At 67.9% G+C, this 22,726-nt stretch carries 26 protein-coding genes; 14 read left to right on the top strand and 12 right to left on the bottom strand.

Annotated features, from left to right (window positions below; translation table 11 throughout):
* Positions 1–15 precede the first annotated feature (15 nt).
* Positions 16–684, top strand: coding sequence for an AIM24 family protein (locus QM841_RS19330; protein ID WP_283333162.1), 669 nt, complete (start codon positions 16–18; stop codon positions 682–684).
* 30 nt (positions 685–714) lie between these two features.
* On the opposite strand, the gene QM841_RS19335 is transcribed toward QM841_RS19330, so the two are convergent.
* From QM841_RS19335 to QM841_RS19350, 4 genes are all read right to left on the bottom strand, one after another.
* Positions 715–2,175, bottom strand: coding sequence for a PepSY-associated TM helix domain-containing protein (locus tag QM841_RS19335; protein WP_283333163.1), 1,461 nt, complete (start codon positions 2,173–2,175; stop codon positions 715–717).
* Between the two features lie 216 nt (positions 2,176–2,391).
* On the bottom strand, positions 2,392–2,922 hold the full coding sequence (locus QM841_RS19340; RefSeq protein WP_283333164.1) for a hypothetical protein: 531 nt from the start codon (positions 2,920–2,922) through the stop codon (positions 2,392–2,394).
* Positions 2,919–3,953, bottom strand: coding sequence for a CNNM domain-containing protein (locus tag QM841_RS19345; RefSeq protein WP_283333165.1), 1,035 nt, complete (start codon positions 3,951–3,953; stop codon positions 2,919–2,921). Before QM841_RS19345 ends, QM841_RS19340 begins: the two co-directional genes overlap by 4 nt.
* A complete protein-coding gene (locus QM841_RS19350; RefSeq protein WP_283333166.1) occupies positions 3,946–5,313 on the bottom strand; it encodes a hemolysin family protein in 1,368 nt (455 codons plus the stop codon). Before QM841_RS19350 ends, QM841_RS19345 begins: the two co-directional genes overlap by 8 nt.
* Positions 5,314–5,730: 417 nt before the next feature.
* Between QM841_RS19350 and QM841_RS19355 the strand changes: the two genes are divergently transcribed.
* From QM841_RS19355 to QM841_RS19390, 8 genes are read left to right on the top strand one after another with little or no spacing between them, the layout of a single operon-like run.
* Complete coding sequence (locus QM841_RS19355; RefSeq protein ID WP_009476287.1) at positions 5,731–6,255, top strand: MSMEG_0572/Sll0783 family nitrogen starvation response protein; 525 nt, start codon at positions 5,731–5,733, stop codon at positions 6,253–6,255.
* Between the two features lie 10 nt (positions 6,256–6,265).
* The gene (locus tag QM841_RS19360; RefSeq protein WP_283333167.1) at positions 6,266–7,324 is read left to right on the top strand and encodes an MSMEG_0568 family radical SAM protein; all 1,059 of its coding nucleotides are present in this window, start codon (positions 6,266–6,268) and stop codon (positions 7,322–7,324) included.
* A 1-nt stretch (position 7,325) separates the two neighbouring features.
* Entirely contained in the window at positions 7,326–8,759 is a 1,434-nt protein-coding gene (locus tag QM841_RS19365) for an MSMEG_0567/sll0787 family protein (protein ID WP_283333168.1), read from the top strand.
* Entirely contained in the window at positions 8,756–9,712 is a 957-nt protein-coding gene (locus QM841_RS19370; RefSeq protein ID WP_283333169.1) for a carbon-nitrogen hydrolase family protein, read from the top strand. Before QM841_RS19365 ends, QM841_RS19370 begins: the two co-directional genes overlap by 4 nt.
* Positions 9,705–10,007, top strand: coding sequence for an MSMEG_0570 family nitrogen starvation response protein (locus tag QM841_RS19375; protein WP_283333170.1), 303 nt, complete (start codon positions 9,705–9,707; stop codon positions 10,005–10,007). Before QM841_RS19370 ends, QM841_RS19375 begins: the two co-directional genes overlap by 8 nt.
* Positions 10,007–11,263, top strand: a complete 1,257-nt coding sequence (locus tag QM841_RS19380) for an MSMEG_0569 family flavin-dependent oxidoreductase (RefSeq protein ID WP_283333171.1) — start codon at positions 10,007–10,009, stop codon at positions 11,261–11,263. Before QM841_RS19375 ends, QM841_RS19380 begins: the two co-directional genes overlap by 1 nt.
* A gap of 5 nt (positions 11,264–11,268) precedes the next feature.
* On the top strand, positions 11,269–12,117 hold the full coding sequence (locus QM841_RS19385) for a carbon-nitrogen hydrolase family protein (RefSeq protein ID WP_283333172.1): 849 nt from the start codon (positions 11,269–11,271) through the stop codon (positions 12,115–12,117).
* Between the two features lies 1 nt (position 12,118).
* Positions 12,119–13,198, top strand: coding sequence for an MSMEG_0565 family glycosyltransferase (locus QM841_RS19390; protein WP_283333173.1), 1,080 nt, complete (start codon positions 12,119–12,121; stop codon positions 13,196–13,198).
* Position 13,199: 1 nt separating this feature from the next.
* Here QM841_RS19390 and QM841_RS19395 read toward each other — a convergent pair whose 3' ends face one another.
* A complete protein-coding gene (locus tag QM841_RS19395; RefSeq protein ID WP_005254660.1) occupies positions 13,200–13,640 on the bottom strand; it encodes an Lrp/AsnC family transcriptional regulator in 441 nt (146 codons plus the stop codon).
* A gap of 77 nt (positions 13,641–13,717) precedes the next feature.
* On the opposite strand from QM841_RS19395, the gene QM841_RS19400 reads away from it, so the two are divergent.
* The 3 genes from QM841_RS19400 to QM841_RS19410 all read left to right on the top strand — a co-directional run bounded on the left by QM841_RS19400 (position 13,718) and on the right by QM841_RS19410 (position 15,107).
* Entirely contained in the window at positions 13,718–14,461 is a 744-nt protein-coding gene (locus tag QM841_RS19400; protein WP_280779485.1) for an AzlC family ABC transporter permease, read from the top strand.
* A complete protein-coding gene (locus tag QM841_RS19405) occupies positions 14,454–14,783 on the top strand; it encodes a branched-chain amino acid transporter permease (RefSeq protein WP_280779484.1) in 330 nt (109 codons plus the stop codon). Before QM841_RS19400 ends, QM841_RS19405 begins: the two co-directional genes overlap by 8 nt.
* Before the next feature lie 87 nt (positions 14,784–14,870).
* Positions 14,871–15,107 carry a hypothetical protein gene (locus tag QM841_RS19410; RefSeq protein WP_005254663.1) on the top strand — a complete coding sequence of 79 codons (237 nt, stop codon included), beginning with the start codon at positions 14,871–14,873 and terminating at the stop codon, positions 15,105–15,107.
* Between the two features lie 58 nt (positions 15,108–15,165).
* Here the strand turns inward: QM841_RS19410 and QM841_RS19415 are convergent, their stop codons facing one another.
* Positions 15,166–16,296 carry a helix-turn-helix transcriptional regulator gene (locus QM841_RS19415; RefSeq protein ID WP_283333352.1) on the bottom strand — a complete coding sequence of 377 codons (1,131 nt, stop codon included), beginning with the start codon at positions 16,294–16,296 and terminating at the stop codon, positions 15,166–15,168.
* Between the two features lie 102 nt (positions 16,297–16,398).
* On the opposite strand from QM841_RS19415, the gene QM841_RS19420 reads away from it, so the two are divergent.
* Both QM841_RS19420 and QM841_RS19425 read left to right on the top strand, forming a co-directional pair.
* Positions 16,399–16,869 (top strand): grhN, encoded by a 471-nt coding sequence (locus tag QM841_RS19420; protein ID WP_280779483.1) that lies wholly within the window; start codon positions 16,399–16,401, stop codon positions 16,867–16,869.
* Positions 16,870–16,880: 11 nt separating this feature from the next.
* A complete protein-coding gene (locus tag QM841_RS19425; protein WP_283333174.1) occupies positions 16,881–17,684 on the top strand; it encodes an oxygen-binding di-iron domain-containing protein in 804 nt (267 codons plus the stop codon).
* Between the two features lie 185 nt (positions 17,685–17,869).
* Here the strand turns inward: QM841_RS19425 and QM841_RS19430 are convergent, their stop codons facing one another.
* The 6 genes from QM841_RS19430 to QM841_RS19455 all read right to left on the bottom strand — a co-directional run bounded on the left by QM841_RS19430 (position 17,870) and on the right by QM841_RS19455 (position 22,551).
* The gene (locus tag QM841_RS19430) at positions 17,870–18,517 is read right to left on the bottom strand and encodes a CG0192-related protein (protein ID WP_283333175.1); all 648 of its coding nucleotides are present in this window, start codon (positions 18,515–18,517) and stop codon (positions 17,870–17,872) included.
* A gap of 53 nt (positions 18,518–18,570) precedes the next feature.
* Positions 18,571–19,101, bottom strand: a complete 531-nt coding sequence (locus QM841_RS19435; RefSeq protein ID WP_283333176.1) for a pyridoxamine 5'-phosphate oxidase family protein — start codon at positions 19,099–19,101, stop codon at positions 18,571–18,573.
* A gap of 113 nt (positions 19,102–19,214) precedes the next feature.
* Positions 19,215–20,099: a carboxymuconolactone decarboxylase family protein gene (locus QM841_RS19440; protein ID WP_283333177.1), complete on the bottom strand. Its 885-nt coding sequence runs from the start codon at positions 20,097–20,099 to the stop codon at positions 19,215–19,217.
* On the bottom strand, positions 20,096–21,331 hold the full coding sequence (locus QM841_RS19445; RefSeq protein WP_283333178.1) for an RNA polymerase sigma factor: 1,236 nt from the start codon (positions 21,329–21,331) through the stop codon (positions 20,096–20,098). Before QM841_RS19445 ends, QM841_RS19440 begins: the two co-directional genes overlap by 4 nt.
* Positions 21,328–21,699 (bottom strand): YciI family protein, encoded by a 372-nt coding sequence (locus tag QM841_RS19450; RefSeq protein WP_283333353.1) that lies wholly within the window; start codon positions 21,697–21,699, stop codon positions 21,328–21,330. The genes QM841_RS19445 and QM841_RS19450 overlap by 4 nt, the downstream gene beginning before the upstream one ends.
* A 144-nt stretch (positions 21,700–21,843) precedes the next feature.
* On the bottom strand, positions 21,844–22,551 hold the full coding sequence (locus QM841_RS19455) for a TetR/AcrR family transcriptional regulator C-terminal domain-containing protein (RefSeq protein WP_283333179.1): 708 nt from the start codon (positions 22,549–22,551) through the stop codon (positions 21,844–21,846).
* Positions 22,552–22,726 lie beyond the last annotated feature (175 nt).

Here is a 22,726-nt window from a genome sequence, read left to right on the forward strand (position 1 = left end):
GGATAGGATTCCGTCATGCGCAGCGACCTGATGAAGAACGCGGAACGCAGTGGTGACCCGGGCACCTTCGTGCTACAGAATCCCCGAATGCTCAAGGTGGACTTGGCCGGAACCAGCGGTCACTTCTTTGCCCGGCAGGGATCGATGGTCGCCTACCAGGGCGACGTCGACTTCGCCTACCAGGGCAGCGGCGGTGTCGGGAAGTTCTTCAAAAAGGCATTCACCGGTGAGGGCATGTCGCTGATGAAGGTCTCCGGCAGCGGCGACGTGTTCCTCGCCCGCGACGCCGACGAGATCTTCCTGCTCGAACTCGAGGACGAGTCGGTGACCGTCAGCGGTTCCAACGTCCTCGCGTTCGACAGCTCCCTCAGCTGGGACATCAACCGCGTCGAGGGGGCGTCGATGCTCAGCGGCGGACTGTTCAACACCACGTTCACCGGCCGCGGTGTCCTCGCCGTCACCATCTACGGCACTCCCGTCGTCCTGAACGTGGACACCCCCACGTACGTCGACATGCAGAGTGCGGTGCTGTGGTCGACCGGCCTGCACTCGACGATCCGCAAGACCGCGAAGATGGGCGCCGCGATCGGCCGCGGTTCCGGTGAGGCATATCAGCTGTGCCTCACCGGAAGCGGCATCGTCGTCGTCCAGGCCTCGGAGGGGCACCCGGTTCCCAAGCCGTAACCGCCGCGGCTGCACGGGTGCCCCGGTCACTCACCCTGCCCGGGTGCGGGCGAGGGCGCCGACCGCGACGTCGACGAGCAGGAACGCGAGGAGGCTGACGCCGAGCAGCGGAACGAACCAGCCGACGAGGACGACGCAGGCGGCCCCGGCCACCGCCGCGGCCGGGTGGATTCGCCGCCAGGTGCCCCGCACCGGCGGCCTGCCCACCGCCCGGGTGGTGCCGCGGGTGGGCCTGCGGCGCCACCACAGGAGGTAGCCGCGGACGATCACGGCGAGCAACGCCACCGCGAGGACGGCCAGGACCAGCTGGTTGAGCAGGCCGAACAGCAACCCCATGTGCAGGGCGATCCCCCAGGACGTCAGCTTCGCCGCGAGCGGCCAGTCACCGAATCGCGACACGTCCGTCACCGCGCCCGTCGCCCCGTCGACCGCGATCGCGTCGGTCGAGAACTGCCACGATTCGCGGGTCTGGGTGACGGTGAACGCGGTGCCCGCGTCGGCGGGAACGGTCGCCTCGACGGCACCGGTGACACCGCCCCGCCGCGCCACCTCGAGGACGGTGTCGAGTTCGCCCACGTTGCGGTCGAGGGTTCCCGGATCCGACGCGGGGGTGTGCCCGGCGCCGTGCCCGTCGTGACCGCCCGATGCGGCAGCGCCGGCAGCGGGCGCCGAGTCCAGCTTCTTGTCGATCTTGGGGGTGGTCCAGCTCAGTGCGGAGCGGAGTTCGCCGACGTTCTCGCCCGCGTACCGCGACCAGGTCAGGCCCGTGACCGAGAGGAACACCAGGCCGACTGCGATCCAGATGCCGACCACCCCGTGCCAGCTGAGGGTGCGGTTGCGTCCGCGGCTCGACCGGTCGAGCGTCCACAGCCTGGCGGCGTCCGCGTTGCGGGCGCGGGTGGTGCGGTAGCGCTGCACCCACAGGTACACGCCACCGAGCGCGATGACCCACAGCCACGACGCGGCGAGCTCGCTGTAGAGGCGGCCGGGCTCGCCCAGGTGCAGGTGCCGGTGCAACTGCGAGATCCAGGTGCGCATCGGCAGCGCCCCGCTGCTGCCGTAGACGACGAGCTCGCCCACCGACTCCGCGGTGACGGGATCGACGAAGACCGCGCGGCGCTCGGACTCGCCCAGGGTGGGATCGGTGAACATCACCTGCGTCGTGTCACCCGCTTCGGTCGCCGGGCGCACGGCGGCGACAGTGAGGTCCGGGCGAACCTGCTGCGCGGCCCGCACCTGTTCGGACATCGGCAGGTCCGGGCCGGTCGAATCGACGTGCAGGTAGTCGCGGTAGACCAGCTGCTCGACCGACGGCGCGAGAGCGTAGAGGCCGCCGCTGACGGCGGCGATCACCAGGAACGGGGCCACCAGGATCCCCGCATAGAAGTGCAGGCGCAGGATCAGTGGCCGGAAACCGCGTGGCGGCGGGGAGACCTTCGACGCCGGGGAGGACGCGACCGGTGTGTCGCGTTCGAGGTCAGGGATGGACATGACGATCTCGCTTCGAATCGGGTGAGACGAGCACCCAGCGCCGTCGAGGCCGCGCACGTCCGGGGGTGCGCTGGGCAACTCGAGGTCAGGGATGCGCCGACTCAGGAAGGGACCGCACCGGGACCCGCCGGGGGTCCGCTGGTGCCGTGTGAGAACACGCCGGACCGGCGACCACACGTCTGGTGTGCGCCGGGAAGGCGGTGAGAAAGGATTCGACTAGACGAGAGCGGGTGGTCCGCGGGTGCCGGCCCCCGCGGCGACCAGCAGCCACAACGACAGCTTCGCGCGGTAGACCGGGGTCGCGGTCCAGGTGCCGGTATCGACCTGCAGCGGGGCCAGGACGGCGAGAACGATCCGCGACAACGCGGCCAATGCCCTGAGGCAGGCGCGTTCGGCGGACCGGACCAGTACAGCGGCCACCGCGATCGCGGCGAGGTGCGCGGCGATCATCGGGGTGGAAAGCCCCAGCCCATGGGAATGATCGGCGGCCAAGGCCAGCGTGGTGTGGCCGATCAGCTGACCCGCAGCGAGCACCGACAACACGAACAGCCATTCCCGGGTGGCCACCCGGACAGCGGCGACCGACGCCCCGACCGCGGCGCACGCCGCGAGGAGCAGCACCACCGAGCCATCGCTCGGGGGCATTCCGCCTCCACCGATGCCGTGCGCGGCGATGCTGACCGCGCCGGACAGTGAACCCACGACGGAGCCGCGCACCCGCGCGACCACATCCAACCGTGAATTCACCCCGCGAGGGTACCGCTTCCGTGGCCCACCCCGGCCGCGGGGCGCAGACGCGCGAGGACGTCGGTCAGGGTGACGACACCGATCAGTTGCTCGCTGTGGGTGACGATCGCAAGGTGGCTGCGAGTCTCGCGCATGGTGCGCAGTGCGTCGTACACGGCGGCGTCCGCTTCGAGGGTCAGCACCGGGCGCATGAGGTCGGCGGCCGTGGCTGCGTCGCCGGTCCGCAGGCTGTCACGAACGTGCACCACCCCCTTGATCCCGTCCTCATCGCGCACGAGCAGTCGGAGGTGGCCGCTTCGATCCGCGACCGCCCTGATCGCAGCCGCAGACGCGTCCGGGGCGACGCTGCTGGGGGCGGTGTTCGGCCGCACCATGTCTCGCACGGCGAGCGATTGGAGTTCCAGGGCGCTGGTCAGTTGACCGTGGTACCGCTCGTCGAGCGTGCCGACGGTCGCCGAGTGCTCGACGAGGTGCCGCAGCGCGTCGGGATCCTGCCCGGCCCCCACCTGGTCGACCGGTTCCACGCCGAACTTCCGCAGACACCGGTTGGCCATCCGGTTCAGCACCAGCAACAGCGGGCGGGTGGCCCACATGAACCCGCGCATCGGGATCGCCAGCAGGGTCGCCGACTTCTCCGGGTGCGCGATCGCCCACGACTTCGGTGCCATCTCACCGACGACGAGATGCAGGAACGTGACGATGATCAGAGCGAGGATGAATCCGAGCACGTCCGCCAGCCACAGCGGGGCACCCCAACCTGCGAAGGCCGGGGTGAGCCAGTGATGCACGGCCGGCTTCGTGACGGCGCCGAGCGCGAGGGTGCAGACGGTGATGCCCAGCTGGGATCCGGCCAGCAGCATGGACAACTCGGAGGCGCTGCGCAGAGCCGCGCGGGCGGCCCTGCTGGTGGGGGCGGCGTCCTCGAGCCGGTGGCGGCGGGCGGCGATCAACGCGAATTCGATCGCCACGAAGAACGCGCTGGCCGCGATCAACCCGACGGTGACGAGCGCGATGACCCATGGATTACTCATCGGTCGAGTCACTCTCCAGGACGCGGAGCCTCACGAACAGCGAGGACGGGACGTGCTTGTCGACTGCCCGCACCTCGGCGTCGAGGCTGCGGACGGGCGGGTCGGCGTCATTGATCAGGTCGGCCGGATCCGGATTCAATCGGATCGCGACGACGTCACCGACGACGGGGAGACCGCCGAACTCGGTGATGACGGCACCCGCGAGCGTCTCGAAGTCACCGGGCGGCAGGTCGTGTCCGAGGATGCGCTCCACCTCGTCGATGTGCAGATCGCCGGGCATCGTCCAGCCTTCGGACTCCGAGCCCGTCACGGACGCGTCACCGTCGGGATCGTGCTCGTCGGCGATCTCACCGACGAGTTCCTCCGCGAGGTCCTCGATCGTGATGACGCCGGCGAATCCGCCGTACTCGTCGACGACGAGGGCCATTTCGTCCCGGGCCGCCGTCAGCTGTTCCAGCACGTCTGGCAGAGGCAGCGACGACGGCACGACGACGGCCGGACGGGCCCGGGACGCGGCCGGACCGTCGGCCTGCTCGCCGAGCAGGTCGTGGAGGTGGATGACGCCGCGCAGATCGTCGGACGAACTTCCGACCACGGGGTATCGGGTGTGGCCCGCGCCCATCTTCTCGCGAACACTGCTCAGGGAATCGTGGGCCCGGACGGTGTCGACGTGGGCGCGGGGAATCATCGCGTGCCCGGCGGTGCGGGTGGGAAAGTCGAGGATCCGGTCGAGCAGGGTCGAGAGTTCCCGCGGCAGCTCACCGGCGTCGCGGGATTCGGCGACGATGTGTTCGAGGTCCCGCACCGTGGCCGAGTGTTCGACGTCGTGGACCGGCTCGATCCGCAGCGCGCGCAGCAGCAGGTTCGACGACTGGTCGAACAGCCAGATCAACCAGCCGAACAGTTTCAGGTAGATCGTCGTCGACAGCGCGAGCCAACGCGCCACCGGTTCCGGCCGGGCGATCGCCAGGTTCTTCGGGAAGAGCTCCCCGAAGAGCATCTGGACGAAGGTGGAGAACAGGACGGCGAGGACGGCGCCGACACCGATCCCGACCGCGGTCGGGATGCCGACGCCGCCGAGGAGCTCACCGAGGCCGCGTCCGATCAGGGGTTCGGCGACGTAACCGACGAGCAGGCCGGTGACGGTGATGCCCAGCTGGGCGCCGGAGAGCATGAACGAGGTGCGGCGAGTGACGCCGAGGGCGCGGGCGGCGCCCGAGTCTCCCGCCTCGGCCCGGGCTTTGAGCCGCGAGCGGTCGACCGACATGTACGCGAATTCCTGGGCGACGAAGTAGCCGGTCAGGGCGGTGATCAGTAATACGACGACGACGCCGAAGCCGATGCTCAGGACGGTCACCATGCGTTCACCCGCGCCCTGCATCCGGGACTGCGGTGATCACTCTGGGGCGGGCTGGGTCTTCGGGGGCGCGAAGCGCTGGTCATGGCTCTCTCTGTATTCGGGATATGAAACACCCATAGTAAAGGACTCTTTACCTTTGCGACCGGCGGGTGCGCAGAGTCACCCGGTTGGTGTTACGACCGGATTTCCGGATTCGGGCCGCGGTGAGGGTTACGAAACCTGAGCTTGTTCCGCGCGTGACCATTCGGAAATCGCCGAACCGTGTACTTGTTTCAGGTCGACGGAGTGCGCAACGCACTCTCCCCACGCAGAGCGAACAGACATCGAAGTCTACGCCCGGGCCGTCACCCACAGCATCTCATCAGCGCGTTCAGGCCCTTCGGGCGCCTCCGCCCCACGACCGACCAGGAGTCCCCTGTGACCGACATCGAGAACACCATCGCCGCGAACATCCAGAAGTCGCTCGGCGAGATTCCCCACCCGGCACTGCCCAAGGGCAGCAACATCTACGGGTCGACGAAAATCTTCCCGGACTACAAGGCCGAGGACGGCGAGTCCTACTTCACGCTGGTGCACGGCATCGCGCACGAATCCTCCGTCAGCTTCGTCGCCGTCCTGCAGGCAACCCGCGCACTGCGCAAGGGTTTCGAGTCCGCGATCTACTTCTACGGTCCCGGAGCGCTCAACTGCCTTGCGACACGTGGCTTTCCGACCACCGGCGACAACGGGTTCCCCGGCGAGCAGAACATCAACGACGCGCTCGCGACGTTCATCTCCGAAGGTGGAACCGTCTTCGCGTGCCGCTTCGGTCTCGCGCTGCACGGCGGCAGGGAAGAGGACCTGATCGAGGGCGTCGTGCCCGCACATCCCCTCGATGTGCAGGACGCCATCATTCACTACTCCCGCAAGGGCGCCATCATCAACTCCACCTACATGGTCTGAGGTGTGAACGATGAGCGATCTCTCGACACGAGTTGACGTAGCAGTACGTGGGATTCGGTCACTGAACGTCCCGGTCACCCGAACCTCCGGCGCCGGCCCCAGCGATGACGGTCACGTACTGATCGGCGGGATCGGCGGCGCCATCCCCATCCGGTCCGACAGCCCGTACGAAGTCAGCGGAAACCGCCTGCTGATGAACGGCACCGACATGGGGGTGGAGATCGAGCCGGTGCGCCGGCCCCGGTTCTACGACCTGGACACTGCCGACGGCATCTCCTACGAGAAGATCGCCCGGCTGCACGGGACGAACGTCCTCGCCACCACCGTGGTCCAGACCTGCATTCGGTACGACCCGCAGCAGCGGTGCCGGTTCTGCTCGATCGAGGCATCACTGCAGTCCGGCTCGACCATCGCGGTGAAGAAGCCCGAACAACTCGCCGAGGTCGCCGAAGCCGCCGTCCGTCTCGACGGCGTCACACAGATGATCATGACCACCGGCACGTCCGCGGCCAAGGATCGCGGGTCCCGTCACCTGGCGCGATGCGTCGCGGCCGTCAAGGCGGCGGCCCCGGATCTCGCCATCCAGGTGCAGTGCGAACCGCCCGGCGATCTCGGGACCATCACGGATCTCCGGAACGCGGGGGCCGATTCCATCGGCATCCACGTGGAGTCCCTGGACGAGGAGGTTCGGCGGCGCTGGATGCCGGGCAAGGCGACGGTGCCGCTGGACGAGTACCGGGCGGCGTGGCGGGAGGCGGTACGGGTCTTCGGACGGAATCAGGTGTCGACCTATCTGCTGGTCGGATTGGGTGAAGACCCCGACGAATTGGTCGCGGGCGCAGCCGAATTGATCGACATGGGCGTCTACCCGTTCGTCGTCCCGTTCCGGCCGCTCGCCGGCACGCTGGCGGTCGAGGACGGGGCGCAGGCGCCGTCGCCTGCCCTGCTCGCCGACGTCACCTCGCGGGTGGCGAAGGAACTGCAGGCGGGCGGCATGCGCGGCGCCGACCAGAAAGCGGGCTGCGCGGCATGTGGGGCCTGCAGCGTCCTTCAGAACGCCGGAGGCTGACATGTGGGACCTACCGACCGCCGAGAGCACTCCTTCCGACTTCGCCGTCCTCACCGGGCCGTCGATTCAGGAGTCGCAGCAGAGCTTACTCGTGCAACCCGCCACCGGTCGGGTCATGACCGAGGCGTACCGGCGACTGCGGCGTGAGACGTTCGTCGTGGAACAGGGGCTGTTCACCGCCAGCGACCGGGACGATGTCGACGACGATCCCCGCACCGTGGTGCTCGTGGCGATCAGCACCACGGGCGAGGTGCTCGGCGGTGTTCGCCTCGCACCGATGACGGACGGCACCGACCTCGGGTGGTGGGCGGGAAGCCGACTCGTGGTGGGTCGAAACGTCCGGAACAGCAGAGGAATCGGAAAGGCGCTCGTGCGCGCCGCCTGCGCCCACGCCGAATCACGCGGCGTGTTGCGGTTCGACGCCACCGTGCAGAGCCGGAACGAAACGATGTTCGCCCACCTGGGCTGGACGCGGATGGGTGACGTCACGGTGGCGGGCGCGCCGCACGTGCACATGACGTGGCCGATCGATCGCGTCGAGCGTCTGGTCCAGAGCACGAAGTCCTGTCTGGCCCACACCCTGGCACCCTTCGGCACGCACGGTGATGCGCTCGGCGGCAGCGGGTTCCGCGGCGACGACGGCGCACCGGTTCCGGGCAGCGACCTGATCGCGGCGTGTGACGCCATCCTGCCTGCCATGGTTCAGCGCGATCCCGAGTGGGCCGGATGGTGCGCCGCCCTCGTCAACCTCAACGACCTGTCGGCGATGGGTGCCGTCCCGGTCGGGATGCTCGACACCGTCGGCGCACCGAACACGTCGATCCTGACGAAGGTGATCCGTGGGCTCAGCCGGGCTGCGGAAGCGTGGGACGTACCGGTACTGGGGGGCCACACTCAGCTCGGCGTTCCCGCGGCGCTGTCGGTGACGGCGCTCGGGCGCACCGCGGATCCGGTGCCCGCGGGTGGTGGCCGGGTGGGCGACGAGCTCACGCTGACAGCAGACCTGGACGGGCAGTGGAGGCCGGGATACACCGGACAGCAGTGGGATTCGACGTCCCACCGCAGCTCGGACGAACTGCGGGACATGGCCTCGTTCGTCGCCCGCACCCGCCCCGCCGCGGCGAAGGACATCAGCATGGCGGGGATCGCGGGCACTACCGGGATGCTCGCCGAGGCGAGCGGACTCGGCGCCGTCCTCGACGTCGCATCGGTCCCCCGGCCACCCGCTGCGACGGCGGGTGACTGGATGACGTGCTTCCCCGGGTTCGCGATGATCACCGCCGATCGGCGGGGTAGCGCGGTGGCGCCCGCCGGGCCGGCCACCTCGGCCGTTTGCGGGGAATTGACATTTGAGCCGGGGGTCAGCCTTCGCTGGCCCGACGGCGTAACGACACGCGTGGTGCACTCCACGGTCACAGGATTGGGAAGAGCATGACTGACATCGGAATCTCCGTTGCGGCAGCCGAGTTCGGCCGCGACATGGAACAGGCGTATCGCACGATCGGGGAACTGATCGAGCAGGCGCGGGCGGCTGGGAGTTCGCTACTCGTGCTTCCGGAGGCCTGCCTGGGCGGTTACCTGCCCAGCCTGGGCGGAGGCGACGAAACCGAGGAGCAGCGGCAGCGGCGGCTCCGCAGCCTCCCGCCCGCACTGGAATTGGACGGGCCCGAGGTCCGGCGGGTCGTCGACATGGCCGGCGACCTGGTGATCACCCTCGGATTCTGCGAAGCCGACGGCGCCGACCGGTACAACGCCGCGGTGACGCTGCACGGCGACGGGATACTCGGCTCGTACCGCAAGGTGCACCAGCCGCTGGGGGAGAACCTCTGCTACCGCGCCGGCGACAAGTACGAAGCGTTCGACACACCGGTCGGACGGATGGGCATGCAGATCTGTTACGACAAGGCCTTTCCCGAGGCCGCGAGGACGCTCGCCCTCGACGGCGCGGAGATCATCACGTCGCTGTCGGCGTGGCCCACCGCCCGCACCAACCGCGTCGAGAATCCCGAAGACGACCGGTGGAAGCAGAGATTCGACATCTACGACCGCGCGCGGGCCACGGAGAACCAGGTGGTCTGGGTGGCGTCGAATCAGGCGGGAACGTTCGGATCGCTCCGGTTCGTGTGCAGCGCGAAGATCGTCGGCCCGGGCGGCGAAATCCTCGCCACCACGGGCGTGGAACCCGGCCTCGCCTCGGCCACGCTGGATGTGCAAGCCGAACTGGACGCGATTCGCAGCGGCGGGATGTACAACCTCCGGGACCGCCGGCCGGAACTGTACGACGACGTCGTCGCGGAGAACCGGGTGAGCGGCACGCGGCTCGACGCGTCGGCGCGACCGTCGTTCCTCCGCACCACGACAGCCGAACTGGAGCCCGTCGATGCCTGAGATGACGTTCACGGTGCGGTGGCCGAACGGACGCACCCAGTCCTGCTACTCGCCGTCGCTGGTCATGCACGACCACCTGGTGGCCGGTGAGGACTACACGGTCGCCGAATTCCTCACACGCACCACGACGGCGCTCACCGAGGCCAGTGAGCGAGTCCGTGCCAAGTTCGGGATGTACTGCACGTCCGCGTCCGAGCAGATGCAGGAACTCGAACGCGCCGGCCGCACCCTCGACCCCCAATCCCTCGTCCGGGTCCTCGAGATGAACCCGGCTTCACTCCCCGGAGAGTCGTGATGACCGAACAACACACAGTCGTCGTGATCGGCGGCGGCCAGGCGGGCCTGTCGATCAGCTGGCATCTGGTGCAGCGTGGAATCGACCACGTGGTGCTCGAACGAGAGTCGATCGCACACGAGTGGCGCGACAGTCGCTGGGACAGCTTCACTCTCGTCACTCCGAACTGGCAGTGCACCCTTCCGGGATACACCTACTCGGGCGGCGATCCCGACGGGTTCATGAACCGCGAGCAGACCTACCAGTTCGTGCGCGGGTACGCCGACACCTTCGATCCGCCTGTGCGCGAAGGGGTCGCGGTGGTGGCGGTGCGGCAGTCGGGTTCCGGAGGGTTCGACGTGGACACGACGGAAGGCCCGATGCACGCCGACCACGTCGTGGTCGCGGTCGGCGGGTACCACACTCCGGTCGTTCCCCGGTTCGCCGAACGGCTTCCCGCCGACATCACGCAATTGCACTCGTCGCAGTACCGGAGCGCCGGCGCGCTGCCCGCGGGCGAGGTTCTCGTGGTGGGCAACGGCCAGTCCGGCGCCCAGATCGCGGAGGATCTTCACCTGGCGGGTCGCACCGTCCACCTCGTCACCGGTGGGGCGCCGCGGGTCGCGCGGTTCTACCGCGGCCGGGACTGCGTGGCCTGGCTGCACGACATGGGCACCTACGACGTCTCGATCGCCGATCACCCGGGCGGTCTGGGCAAGCGGGAGAACACCAACCACTACGTCACCGGCCGGGACGGTGGCCGCGACATCGACCTCCGTGCCTTCGCGCTCGCGGGAATGCGTCTGTACGGGCGGCTGCTCGACGTCGCGGACGGCGCCCTGCGGTTCGCGCCCACTCTGGAGTCGTCGCTGGATGCCGCCGACGCCGTGAGCGAGAGCATCAAGGATTCCATCGACGCCTACATCGACCGCGCGGGCATCGATGCGCCGCGCGAGGAACGGTACGTGCCGGTCTGGCGTCCCGAACGTGAGGTCACCGAATTGGAACTGCCGACGTCGGGCATCACGTCGGTGGTGTGGTCCATCGGTTTCCGGACCGACTACCGGTGGCTCCACGCGGGCGTCTTCGACGGTGCGGGCCATCCCACCCACAACCGCGGCGTCACCGCAGTGCCCGGGCTGTACTTCCTCGGCCTTCCGTGGCAGCACACGTGGGGTTCGGGACGGTTCGCGGGAGTGGCGCGGGACGGGGAGTATCTGGCGGACCGCATCGAACTCGAAGCGGGTGTGTTGCCGGCGACGGCGACACTAGCCTGACGCCTATGGTGACGACACGGTTGGCAGCGTTGGCGGGGCACTTCGGCCGCGACATCGATCGCGCGCTCCTGAAGTTGCAGGCGCTGATCGAGAGTGCGACGAACGACGGCGTGGACCTGCTGGTCCTGCCCGACGCCTGCCTCGGCGGCTACATCTCGGATCTCCGGCGGCCGGACACGGAGGAACTCCCGCCCGCGCTCGCCGCGGACAGCCCGGAGCTGAGGGCCGTCGCGAAGATGGCGGGCCGCATGACGGTCTGCATCGGGTACACGGAACTGTGCGACGGGGTGCGCTACAACGCCGCCGCCTGCGTGACCGGCGACGGAGTGCTGGGCAATCACCGCAAGGTTCATCAGCCGGCCGGGGAATCCCTGGCGTACGCCGCGGGTGACTCCTTCACCGCCTTCGACACACCGGTGGGACGGATCGGGATGCTGATCGACTACGACAAGACGTTCCCGGAATCCGCCCGCACCCTCGCGCTCGACGGCGCACGGATCATCGCCGCGTTGTCCGCGTGGCCGGCCAGCATCACGGACCGGGCGGCGCGCATGACCCAGGACCGGCAATCACGCCTGTTCGATCTCTACGACTCGGCCCGGGCCGCCGAGAACCAGGTGGTCCTCGTGTCGTCCAACCAGACCGGAATCCAGGGTGGACTGCGATTCCTAGGTCAGGCCAAGGTGGTGGGTCCGGGCGGCGACGTGCTCGCGCGAACGGGAACGAAGGGTGGCCTCGCCGTCGCCGAACTCGACGTCGACTACGAGGTGAATCGGGCCAGGAAGGTGCTTCGGCACCTGGAGGAACGCCGCATCGACACCTACCGGAGACTGCTGGACCGAGGAGAACACTGACGTGCGGATCGCGCTGCTGACCTATTCGACCAAACCGCGCGGGGGAGTCGTGCACACGCTGGCGTTGGCGGAGGCCCTCGCCCGGCAGGGCGCGAACGTGACGGTCTGGACCCTGGGCAGGCACGGCGACGCCGCCTTCTTCCGTCCGGTCGACCCGACTGTCGCCGTGCGGGTGGTGCCGTTCGCACACGTCGACGACGAGACCGTCGGTGACCGGATCCTCCGATCCATCGAGACGATGCGCGCCGCCTTCACACCGGAGGCCTACGACATCGTCCACGCGCAGGACTGCATCAGTGCCAACGCCGTCGGACGGTGCGTGCGAACCATCCACCATCTCGACCAGTTCACGACGCCCGCGCTCGCCGCCTGCCACGAGCGCGCGATCGTGGATCCGTACGCGCGGATCTGCGTGTCCGCCGCCGTCGCCGCGGAGGTCTCCGCCGGGTGGGGTCTCGAGTGCGCCGTCATTCCGAACGGCGTGGACGCCGCCCGATTCGAGGAAGCCCGCGAGGACGCCGAGCGCCGCCGCAGGTGGGCCGGTGAATTGGGCGACTACGTGTTGGCGGTCGGCGGTATCGAACCGCGCAAGGGCAGCATCGACCTGGTGGAGGCCTACGCACTGCTCGTGAAGGAGCAACCGGACCTGCGGCTGGTGTTCGCCGGCGGCGAGACCCTGTTCGACTACCGGGGGTACCGGGACGAGTTCGACCGGCGGGCCGCAGAGCTGGGTGTGACACCGACCATCCTCGGAACGATCGACGACGCCGAACTCCCCTCGCTGGTAGCCCAGGCCCGCTCGTTCGCCTTCCTCTCCACCAAGGAAGGATTCGGGCTGGCCGCGATGGAAGCCCTGGCGGCAGGCGTTCCCGTCGTCGCACGTGACCTGCCGGTCCTCCGGGAGGTCTTTCGCGGGACGGTCCGGTACGCGTCCACCCACGAGGAGATGGCACGCGCCCTGACCGAACCTGCCGACGGCGCCTCCCTCGACGAGGGGCGCGCCTTCGCTCGCTCACATCGATGGGACAACGTCGCGCAGAAACACCTCGAGTTCTACCGGGAGGTCGCGGCGCACCGCTGACTCAGTCGGCGCTCTTGATGGTCTTCATCGTGATCAACGAGGTGACCCGCGAGACCGCGGGGAGCCCGCTGAGTTTGGTGGCCATGAAGTTCTCGTACGTCGCGAGGTCGCGGACCGCCACCCGGATGAAGTAGTCGGGGATCCCGAACAGCCTCCGGCATTCGATCACTTCGTCGAAGGCGGCGACCCGGGACTCGAACTGTTCGATGGTCGCCTGGTCGTTCACACCGATCTCGGCGGTGACGATCACCTGGAACCCCCGATCGAGCGCTTCCTGGCTGACGATGGCGCGGTAGCCGGTGATGACGCCGTCCGCCTCGAGCTTCTTGACCCGGCGCAGGCACGGGGAGGGTGTGAGACCCACGAGATCCGCCAATTCCGTGTTGGTCAGACTCGAGTCGTTGCGCAGATGGTCGAGAATTGCGTGATCTATGTCGTCCATTGAACTATTATTGCGCAGACTATGCCGAATGGGCATTCTCTCGCAATCGCACACCTGGATGGTTGCTATAGATTTGCGTGGTGATCGATCCAGCTACCCTCGCGACGACCGCAGTCGTCGACTCCGACCCCCGGCAGGCCCCGGAGTGGCGTCGCGCCCTACAGGCGTCGCTCCCCGTCGGAATCGGGCTGGTCCCGCTGGGGATCGCCCTCGGGGTGCTCGTCGTCCAGCAGGGGCTCAACCCGTGGTGGGCGATGGTTTTCACCTCGCTGATCTACGCCGGTTCCCTCGAATTCATCGCGGTCGGCATGGTGGCCGCGATGACGCCTCTCCCGTACATCGCGCTGACCGCGTTGCTGGTGAACTTCCGGCACGTGTTCTACGCCTTGAGCTTTCCCCTCGACAGGGTGAAGGGCCGGCTTGCCCGCTTCTACAGCATGTTCGCGCTGACCGACGAGGCGTACGCCATGACGGTCACCGGCGACCGGAAGTCGATGTCCGGCCGGGTGATCGTGTACTCGCAGTTGTATCTCCACGCGTACTGGATCGGTGGAGCGATGCTCGGAGCGACCGCGGCGCAATGGATCCCGGAGAACATCGTCGGCCTCGACTTCGCGTTGACCGCGCTGTTCGTCGTGCTGTCCATCGAGGCCATCCGGGCCCAGCGTGGTTTCGCGGTTCCCTCGATGGCCGTGATGTGCGCGCTGATCGCGCGACTCGTCGACCCCGAACACATGCTGCCGATAGCGATGGGCGCCTTCGTGAGCCTGCTCGTCATCCGCTACCTCGTCACCCGGCGAAAGGTGCGCACCGATGCCTGACGCCGGTTACATCCTCGCGGCCATCGCGATCATGGCGATCGTCACGTTCGCCCTGCGCGCCGTTCCCTTCGCGATCGTCATGCCGTTGCGCTCGTCCGCACTCGTCGGCTACCTCGGTGTCTACCTGCCCGCCGGGATCATGCTGATCCTGGTGGCGTACTCCCTGAAGAACGTGTCCGTCACCGCCCCGTCGCACGGGATCCCCGAACTGATCGCGGTGGCGGCGACGGCCGCGGTGCACCTGTGGCGCAAGAATGCGGTGCTCTCGATCGTCCTCGGGACCGGGCTGTACGTCGTCCTGATGAACTGGGTATTCGCCTGAGCCCGGCGCGCCTCACGTTTACGATGCAACCACACGGGTAGGCAGGAACCACAAGACAGTCGGCCGTTTCTCGGGAAGGACGCACTGATGAGTGAACAAGATGCACGCTCGGTGACCGGTGTTCGGGACAAGGACTACAACCTGATTTGGTTCGTCGAAGCGTCACTGAGCAACGCTCTGCGTCTGGAGGGCTACATCTCGGATGCCGACATGGACGGCGACGCCGAGTTGGCCGACTTCTTCCGCCGCGCCCAAGCCGTGAGCCGGAAGGGTGGCGATCTGGGCAAGGCCATGCTGGCCGCCCGCCTGAAGAAGGAACAGTAGGCCACCGGACTACGGCCCGGATCGGAACCCATCCGCCGGTGTAACCGGATTCCCGGGCTCAGCTGCTCTGTGTATGCCAGGGATCGCCGCGGACAGGCCTGCCCGCGGCGGTCCGCTTTTCGTTGTCGCGAAACCGCGGCTCGTAGTGGTGGAAGAACACCTTGCCGACCAGGTCGCGTCGGCTGTGCACGCCGGTCTTGTCGAAGATGCTCTTCAGATGTTGCTGCACGGTCTGTGCCGACACATGTAGTTCGGCGGAGATCTGCGAAGTCGACGCCCCCTGCAACACCATCGACGTGACCTCCTTCTCGCGCTCGGTCAGCCCGTACGCCGACATCAGCAGCGGATACAGGCGGCTCGGATGCGCCGGCTCCACGATCACCGCGATCCGCCGCCTGCCCGTCGACGTCAGGCATGCCCCATGCAGCACCAACCACGCCCCCGACCTCGACAGCACCCGCGAGATGGCCACGTCGCCCAGCCGGTCGCGGTCTTCCACACACCGCAATACACGACCGGCGAGAGTGATCACCGCGGCCGGCAACTCCCCCCGATCCCAGTCCCCGCCCGGCAGATCCACCATCCACCGGTCGACTCCGGGCGTCGCGGATTCGATGTTCCAGTTCTCGTCGAGGACGAGCAAACCCGGCGAATCGGCATACTCCGGTTCCTCGGCCTGCCCGTACAGCAGTGCGCGGCGGGCACCGCCCGCGAGGACCGGCGCTATCTCCTGCACGAACGACTTCTCGGTTTCCGAGAACATCGGCATCCCCTCGTCGCGATAGAGGCTCAGCGCTCCCCACGTTTCTCCCGAGCGCGTGCGTAACCGCGCAATCAGCTCCTGGTCGCCGCCGAGTGTCCGGTTCCGGCGCCAGCGCGGACTTCCCGACGGATCACCGTGCGCGGCTTCGTGCAACGTGGAAATCCCTTCGGCCGAACGCATTACGTCGGGGACGGACTGAACGTCGTCCTCGTAATACTCGGCGGCCAGCCATTCCCCGGGAAATTCGTCCATGCCGAAGTGATAGTGACTGGTCATCAGCATGGACACGGGGTCGAGAGTGAACCAGCACGGCGTCCAGTAATACGGGACGACACCGGCGACGACGTCCGACGCGTCCCGCCACAGCGACACCAGGCCGCGTGGTGCGGCGCACAATCGTGCGACCTTGTCTGCCGCGCACTGCACGGAATCCACGCTCACGAGTCAATCGTACGAGCGCGGATCGGCGCCGGAAATACCAGAATTGTGGAATGGTGCGCCCGCTCCATCGCTCCTAGCGTCGGTGACATGTCCAAAATCGATACCACGAATGTGCGGCTGAGCCCGCCGCCACCCCAATTGATGCGGCTGGTCAACCCGTTGGTCCGGCGGGTCCTCACGACCCGGTCACTGGGGCGGCGCATCCGGCGCCAAGGGCTGATCGAGTTCACCGGCCGTCGTACCGGGCGCACCCTGCGGGTGCCGGTGTGCCTGCACGACGTCGACGGTCAGACGCTCGTGTTCACCGAGCGTCCGTGGCGGCGCAACTTCGCCGGCGGCGCACCCGTGACGGTCACCCACCGGGGCCGTGTCCGTCGGGGCCGGGCCCTGCTACTGGAGGCCACCCCCGCCGAGGCAGGCGCCGCATTCCGTGCCGCGCTCGACGACGGGGCCACCCCATTCGAACTGGGCCTGAAGGTCCCGCGGGGATACGAGCCGACCGAAGCCGACCTGGCCACGATCGCCCGGTCACTGATCCGCGTCGACTACGACGACTGAGGAGAGTTCCCATGCGTATCAACAATATCCGACGTGATATCACCGCTCTCAGTGACGAACTGGAAGTACCGGGGATCGGGCACCTACCGGTGAACGCGTACGTTCTCCACGCCGCCGAACCCGTCGTCGTCGACACCGGACTCAGCCTGCCCGGATGCGGCTTCATGGAAGCCCTGGGCTCGGTGCTCGATCCCGCGGACGTCGAGTGGATCTGGCTGACGCATCCGGACCGCGATCACACCGGCGCGTTGTTCGACTTGCTCGACGCGGCGCCGCGCGCCCGCCTGATCACGACCTTCGCGGGCGTAGGCATCATGTCCTGCGCACGGCCCGTCCCGATGGACCGGGTCTACCTGCTCAATCCGGGTCAATCCCTCGACGTCGGCGATCGGACACTGACGGCGCTACGGCCCCCGCTGTTCGACAATCCCAGCACCGTCGGCTTCTACGACGACCGCAGCGAGGCCTACTTCTCGTCGGATTGCTTCGGGGCGCCGATGGAGACCGCCGAACTCGCCACGGCCAACGACGTCGGGTACTCCACACCCAACGCCGTCCGTTCCGCGCAGCACCTGTGGGCCACCGTCGACAGTCCCTGGGTGCATCTGGTGGACGAGACGAAGTTCCTGCGCACCGTCGCCGCGCTCCGAGCGCTCGACCCGCGATGGATCCTCGGCACCCACCTCCCCCCGGCGGACGGACGCACCGCCGAGTTTCTGGACATGCTCGCCGAGGCACCGAAGTCAGACCCCTTCATCGGGCCCGACCAGGCCGCACTCGAGCAGATGCTGGCCGGATTCGAGCCTGTCGGGTGAGGTCCACCGCAGAACGAAAACCGCCGGCACCACATGGTGCCGGCGGCTTCTGCGACGGTGCCGTCATATCGCCTCTCGGCAAGTGGTCGCTCTCGGCGACAATTTTAATGTGGTACCCGGGGTATGTCCGACACCGTCGACGGGTTCAACTGTACCGTCCTCGGAGATATTCCGCCCCTCCCGCGTCACACGTCGTGGTTCGCCGTCGGATGCGCGATCGCGAGCAGCGCCGGCGCACCTCGGCCCGGCCAGGTGCCCTCCAGAGTGTGCGAGCCGACAGGCGCGACCCGATCCGGATCGATCACGCGGAACACCCGCACGCCGATCCGGTCCGTCGTGATGACGGTGGTCGTTCCCTCATTCGCACAGTTCACGGCATCGACGACCGGCACGGTCGAGCCCGGTGAGCCGCTACCCGACACCTTGGTCGTCACCTTTCGGCGCTCGCCGGGTATGTCGAACTGGAGTTCCGCCTCGGTCCCTCCCGTCAGGATCGCCGTCACGAGCGCATTCGCGTACACCGGGTCGGCGCACGCGTCGTAGACCCAGCGCTCACCCAGCACGGAATGCTGCATCGTGGTGATCAGCGACGCCTCCGCACCGGCCATCGGGGCACCGCGATAGGTCACCGGCACCTGCACGACCTGCCCGTCCGCCGTCCGGACCAGGTGGGTTTCGATGCCGACCTCCCCGGCCGGATCGTCGAACCGGTACGCACCGACGACCTCGACGGACGACGCGTCGGCGGACCCGATCCAGGGCTGGCGCGGAACCCAGTCACCGAGCATCTCGGCCTTGGACGGGGACAGCTGAGCGTGATGGATGAGAGCCACGCGGCCGACGGTACCGCGTCACCCGGCAATCGGTGCTGGGTCGACAGTGCCGATCAGGACCGCGGCGCCGCGGTGAGCTTGGCGATGTCGGCGGCGTAGACGGTCATCCAGTGCGGATGCAGCCGGTAGTAGACCACGTCGTTGTCCCAGTCGAAGAAGTCTTCGCCGTAGAAGTCTGTGAAGTAGGCGAGCAGGTCCGGCCAGTCCGCGGCCGGCTCGCCGTCCTGGGGGTTGAGGATCTCCACCGTCCCGTGCGTGAACACACCCAGGTCCTCACCGCGCAGGTGCGCAGCACTGACGGCGGGACGGGCGGCGAGGTGGCGGGCCTTGGCGGCGCCGCGCGCCGTGCCGAAGTGCCACTTCCCGTGCAGGAAGTGCCCGTCGACACCGCTGATCCGCGGTTCGCCCTTCGCCGTGACGGTGGACAGGGCGAGGGTGCACATGCCGGTGACGATCTGGGTGAGCTGTTCTGCGGTCAGGGTGCTCTCGGTGCCGATGATCGAACGCAGGTGTGCGGTGGAGCGGGACAGGGAGGCGTCGAGGAGGGTTTGGAGCTCGTCGAGCTCTTCTCGTGTTTCGCGCATGGAGGTCCTTGTCTGTGTCGATGTCGATCCGGGGCCCGGTGCCGAACGGTGAAACCATGCTCGCACCGAGACCCTGACATCCTGTGTCAGGTTTTTCCGTCGATCTGCTCGGTTCAGCTCGTGGACGTGTGTCCCAGTGCGGACATTCCGGCATCGAAACTCTCCAGGGCCGCGCCGACCGCCGCGGCGACGGTGACCTCGAAGACCTGATCCTCGTTTGGTCCGGCGGCGAGAAGTTTGTCGATGTCGCTGTCGGTGATCGTGTAGGAGGCGTCGCGGACCGCCGCCGCGTAAGCCTGCCACGGTTCGGGAAGCGGGTCGCCGGACGCGGCGGCGAGACGCAGGGCGGGGGCGGTGGTGGCAGGCCGGTGCAACACCGAGTGGCGGAGGTCGGCCACGGCATCGTCACTGCCGTCGGGTCTCGCGCCGTCGGCGAGCAGGAATCCGGGGAAGCGATAGCCGAATCGGTGCAGGGCGCGGGTACCGCTGTGCAACTGGCCTTCTCGGAGGGTGAAGCCGAACGCGTTGGCCAGGCGGTTGACGATGTTCCACACCAGGTTGACACGCAATGCCTCCACCAGCGCCTGTTCGGGCAGGTCGGCGACTCCGGCGGGGTCGGCACGGTCCGGCGTGCGGCTGATCGTGTCGAGGAACTCGCGGACGGCGCTCAGTGGGGGCCGTGCCGACGCGGGACGATCCGGGTCGATCTCACCGTGGCCGGCGATGCGGGTGAGTTCGGCGTGCGTGTCGATGCAGAACGGACAGCGGTGCAACTGCGCGGTGCACATCGCGAGGTACTCCCGTTCCGCGGCGGTCCAGTACGACGGCCCGCGCATCGCGTCGGCGGTGAGCTCCAACAGCGGACGGGTGAGGAAGCCCGGCCGGTACAGCAGGAGCTTCACGATGTCGGGGCTGTCCACGCGCGACATGGTGGACGTGAGCGTGAGGAACAGTTTGGTGCGTCGGCTGTGGCCGTGGTCGAGAATGGACAGTCTCATGGGGACTCCGTGAGGTCGAGTTCGAGCAGACGTCGGGCGAGGAATCGCCGGTCTGCGGGATTGCCGGCGAGTTCGTGTGCTCGCCGGTAGGCGATTGCCGCCTCCGTGGTGCGGCCGAGACGGCGCAAGAGATCGGCTCGTGCCGCATGAAGCAGGTGGTAGCGGTCGATTCCGTTGATTTCGTCGATCAGCGCGAGCCCCTCCTCCGGGCCGGTCGCCATTGCCGTGGCCACGGCGTGGTTCAACGCCACCACCGGTGACGGATCGACCGCGAGCAATTGGGTGTACAGGGCGGCGATGCCTGGCCAGTCCGTGTGATCGGTCGAAGCAGCCTGGGCGTGCAACGCGGCGATCGCGGCCTGCAATTGGTACGGACCCGGTCTGCCGAGGCGTAGCGCCCGGTCCAGTACGCCGATCGCTTCGGTGATCTCGGCGCGATCCCATCGTGAGCGGTCCTGATCCGACAGCAGCACCACGTCGCCGGCGGAATCGTAGCGGGCGGCGCGGTGCGAGTGTTGCAGCAGCAGCAACGCGACCAGTCCGAGCGCTTCGGGTTCGTCGGGCATGAGGGTGGCGACGAGCTCGGCGAGCCTGATCGCCTCCTCGCACAGCGTGCTCTGCTCGAGCCGACCGGGGGCGTAGCCCTGGGTGAAAATCAGGTACACCACCGCGAGAACGCCGGAAACCCGCTCGGGCAGTTGGTGATCGGCGGGCACATCCAGACTGATGCCGGCGTCGCGAATCTTGCGTTTCGCCCGCACCAAGCGCTGCGCCAGCGTCGACTCGCCGATCAGAAACATGCGGGCGATCTGCCCGGCGGTCAGCCCGGCCACGGCCTGCAGAGTCAGGGCGACCCGCGCGTCCTCGGCCAGGGCGGGATGACAGCACGCAAAGATCAGGCTCAACCGCTCATCACCCATGCGCAGCAGCCTGTCCTGCCCGACGTCCGTCATCACGGTCACCACCCGGGACTGTTCACCGACCTGCGCGAGCTTCTCCCGGCCGAGCCTGGCCCGCCGCAGCCGGTCGATCGCGCTGTTCCGGGCCGCAGTGAGCAGCCAGGCCACTGGGTCGTTCGGGACGGTATCGCCCCACTTGCGCAACGCGAGTGCACACGCATCCTGCAGCGCATCCTCGGCGAGTTCGAAGTCGCCGAGCACGTGGATCAGAGCTGCGAGCATCCGGGCCCTGTGTTCCAGGTAGACCTGCTGCAGCCCCGGTTCGACGTTCATTCGCCGACGACTGTCGCCGGACGGTGATCCAGGCCCGGCACATCGACGATGGGCCGCACCTCGATCGACCCCAGCTCGGCCAACGGGCACAAGGCGGCCAGCTCCAGGGCTTCGTCCAGATTGCGGCAGTCGAGGACATAGGCGCCGCCGAGGTGTTCGTGGGTCTCGGCGAACGGGCCGTCGGTGATCAGCGTCCGACCGTCCCGAACGCTGACCGTGGTGGCGGTGTGCTCCGGCTGCAGCGGGTGCCCGGAGACGAAGACTCCGCGGCGGCGGCACTCGTCGGCGAATGCGTTCACCCGGGCCAGCGCATCGGCGAAACCCGGATCGCCCGGTTCGGGCCGCTCACAGTTGTAGATCAACAGCATGTACTGCACAGGTCCTCCTCTCACCCGTGACAACTCGGCTGTAGAGAATGACGAACGAGCCAACCCTATCTCGACTTTTCGGCCCACTCGGTTTCGATGTCGATGCCCTCGACCGAACCGGCTCGACGTCCGAGCGCGTTCACATCACCGGGACGGAGGAGAGTCGGGCTGCGTCGACGTCGCGGTCAGGCCCGCGAGGAGGATGTCGACGCCACGTTCGAGTTCGGCGGCGCCGTCGTAGGACGCCAGCACCGGCGCCAGGCCCCGGATCAGAGGGAACTCGGCGATCGGCAGGCGGTGAAGGCCGAGGCGCAGAAGGTCGTCGGACTCGTCGGGACGCTCGACGAGTTCCTGCAGTTCGTTGAGGACGTGGCCGTAGAGGAAGCCGAACAATGCCCGATAGACGTGCAAGGCATCGGCGTCGGTGAAGCCCGCCTTGGTGAGCAGGGTCAGGATGTCCTCGAGTGGACGCAGGGTGCCGAGCGGCCTGAGCCCGAGCGGCGTCGACAGCGGCCTGGTGACCAATAGCGGGACCACCTGAGGATGAGCGAGGGCCAACCGGCGAAAGCCCCGCGCGACCTCCCGCAGCTGCGTCGCCCAGTCGCCGTCGTCGGTGTCGACCTCGAGTTCTTCGAGGACACGCTCGGCAACCCCGTCGAGCAGCGCGGCCTTGTTCGGGGCGTGGCGGTACAGGGTCATCGGGTCGCGGCCGAGTGCTTTGCCGAGGCGGCGCATGGACAGGCCGTCGATGCCGTCACCGTCGATGATCCCGAGCGCGCACTCGAGTATCCGCTCACGGGTGATCGGGCCATCGTCGGAGTGGATCGAACGACGCTCGGGCATCTTCGCCACCTTCCCTCGCGTTCAACTGTAGGCCTAAACCGTAGATCTACAGTGTTGACTTGCGACGGAATCCGGCGTTGACTTGATTATGCACCGTGGGCCACAGGAGGCCGTCATGATCGTCCGAGATCGTCGGAGGCGCAAGCGTGTTGAACTCCAGCGGCGACGCATTCCCGCTCACGAA

The organism is Rhodococcus sp. IEGM 1307, assembly GCF_030056915.1.
In the GTDB taxonomy this organism is placed as follows: domain Bacteria; phylum Actinomycetota; class Actinomycetes; order Mycobacteriales; family Mycobacteriaceae; genus Rhodococcus_F; species Rhodococcus_F opacus_D.

What these genes read in the sequence shown, in the direction of transcription:
- QM841_RS19330 (WP_283333162.1), top strand. Translation starts at nt 16, where the DNA reads ATGCGCAGCGACCTGATGAAGAACGCGGAACGCAGTGGTGACCCGGGC.
- QM841_RS19335 (WP_283333163.1), bottom strand. Translation starts at nt 2,175, where the DNA reads ATGTCCATCCCTGACCTCGAACGCGACACACCGGTCGCGTCCTCCCCG.
- QM841_RS19345 (WP_283333165.1), bottom strand. Translation starts at nt 3,953, where the DNA reads ATGAGTAATCCATGGGTCATCGCGCTCGTCACCGTCGGGTTGATCGCG.
- QM841_RS19350 (WP_283333166.1), bottom strand. Translation starts at nt 5,313, where the DNA reads ATGGTGACCGTCCTGAGCATCGGCTTCGGCGTCGTCGTCGTATTACTG.
- QM841_RS19360 (WP_283333167.1), top strand. Translation starts at nt 6,266, where the DNA reads ATGAGCGATCTCTCGACACGAGTTGACGTAGCAGTACGTGGGATTCGG.
- QM841_RS19365 (WP_283333168.1), top strand. Translation starts at nt 7,326, where the DNA reads ATGTGGGACCTACCGACCGCCGAGAGCACTCCTTCCGACTTCGCCGTC.
- QM841_RS19370 (WP_283333169.1), top strand. Translation starts at nt 8,756, where the DNA reads ATGACTGACATCGGAATCTCCGTTGCGGCAGCCGAGTTCGGCCGCGAC.
- QM841_RS19375 (WP_283333170.1), top strand. Translation starts at nt 9,705, where the DNA reads ATGCCTGAGATGACGTTCACGGTGCGGTGGCCGAACGGACGCACCCAG.
- QM841_RS19380 (WP_283333171.1), top strand. Translation starts at nt 10,007, where the DNA reads ATGACCGAACAACACACAGTCGTCGTGATCGGCGGCGGCCAGGCGGGC.
- QM841_RS19385 (WP_283333172.1), top strand. Translation starts at nt 11,269, where the DNA reads ATGGTGACGACACGGTTGGCAGCGTTGGCGGGGCACTTCGGCCGCGAC.
- QM841_RS19395 (WP_005254660.1), bottom strand. Translation starts at nt 13,640, where the DNA reads ATGGACGACATAGATCACGCAATTCTCGACCATCTGCGCAACGACTCG.
- QM841_RS19405 (WP_280779484.1), top strand. Translation starts at nt 14,454, where the DNA reads ATGCCTGACGCCGGTTACATCCTCGCGGCCATCGCGATCATGGCGATC.
- QM841_RS19410 (WP_005254663.1), top strand. Translation starts at nt 14,871, where the DNA reads ATGAGTGAACAAGATGCACGCTCGGTGACCGGTGTTCGGGACAAGGAC.
- QM841_RS19420 (WP_280779483.1), top strand. Translation starts at nt 16,399, where the DNA reads ATGTCCAAAATCGATACCACGAATGTGCGGCTGAGCCCGCCGCCACCC.
- QM841_RS19425 (WP_283333174.1), top strand. Translation starts at nt 16,881, where the DNA reads ATGCGTATCAACAATATCCGACGTGATATCACCGCTCTCAGTGACGAA.
- QM841_RS19435 (WP_283333176.1), bottom strand. Translation starts at nt 19,101, where the DNA reads ATGCGCGAAACACGAGAAGAGCTCGACGAGCTCCAAACCCTCCTCGAC.
- QM841_RS19440 (WP_283333177.1), bottom strand. Translation starts at nt 20,099, where the DNA reads ATGAGACTGTCCATTCTCGACCACGGCCACAGCCGACGCACCAAACTG.
- QM841_RS19445 (WP_283333178.1), bottom strand. Translation starts at nt 21,331, where the DNA reads ATGAACGTCGAACCGGGGCTGCAGCAGGTCTACCTGGAACACAGGGCC.
- QM841_RS19450 (WP_283333353.1), bottom strand. Translation starts at nt 21,699, where the DNA reads ATGCTGTTGATCTACAACTGTGAGCGGCCCGAACCGGGCGATCCGGGT.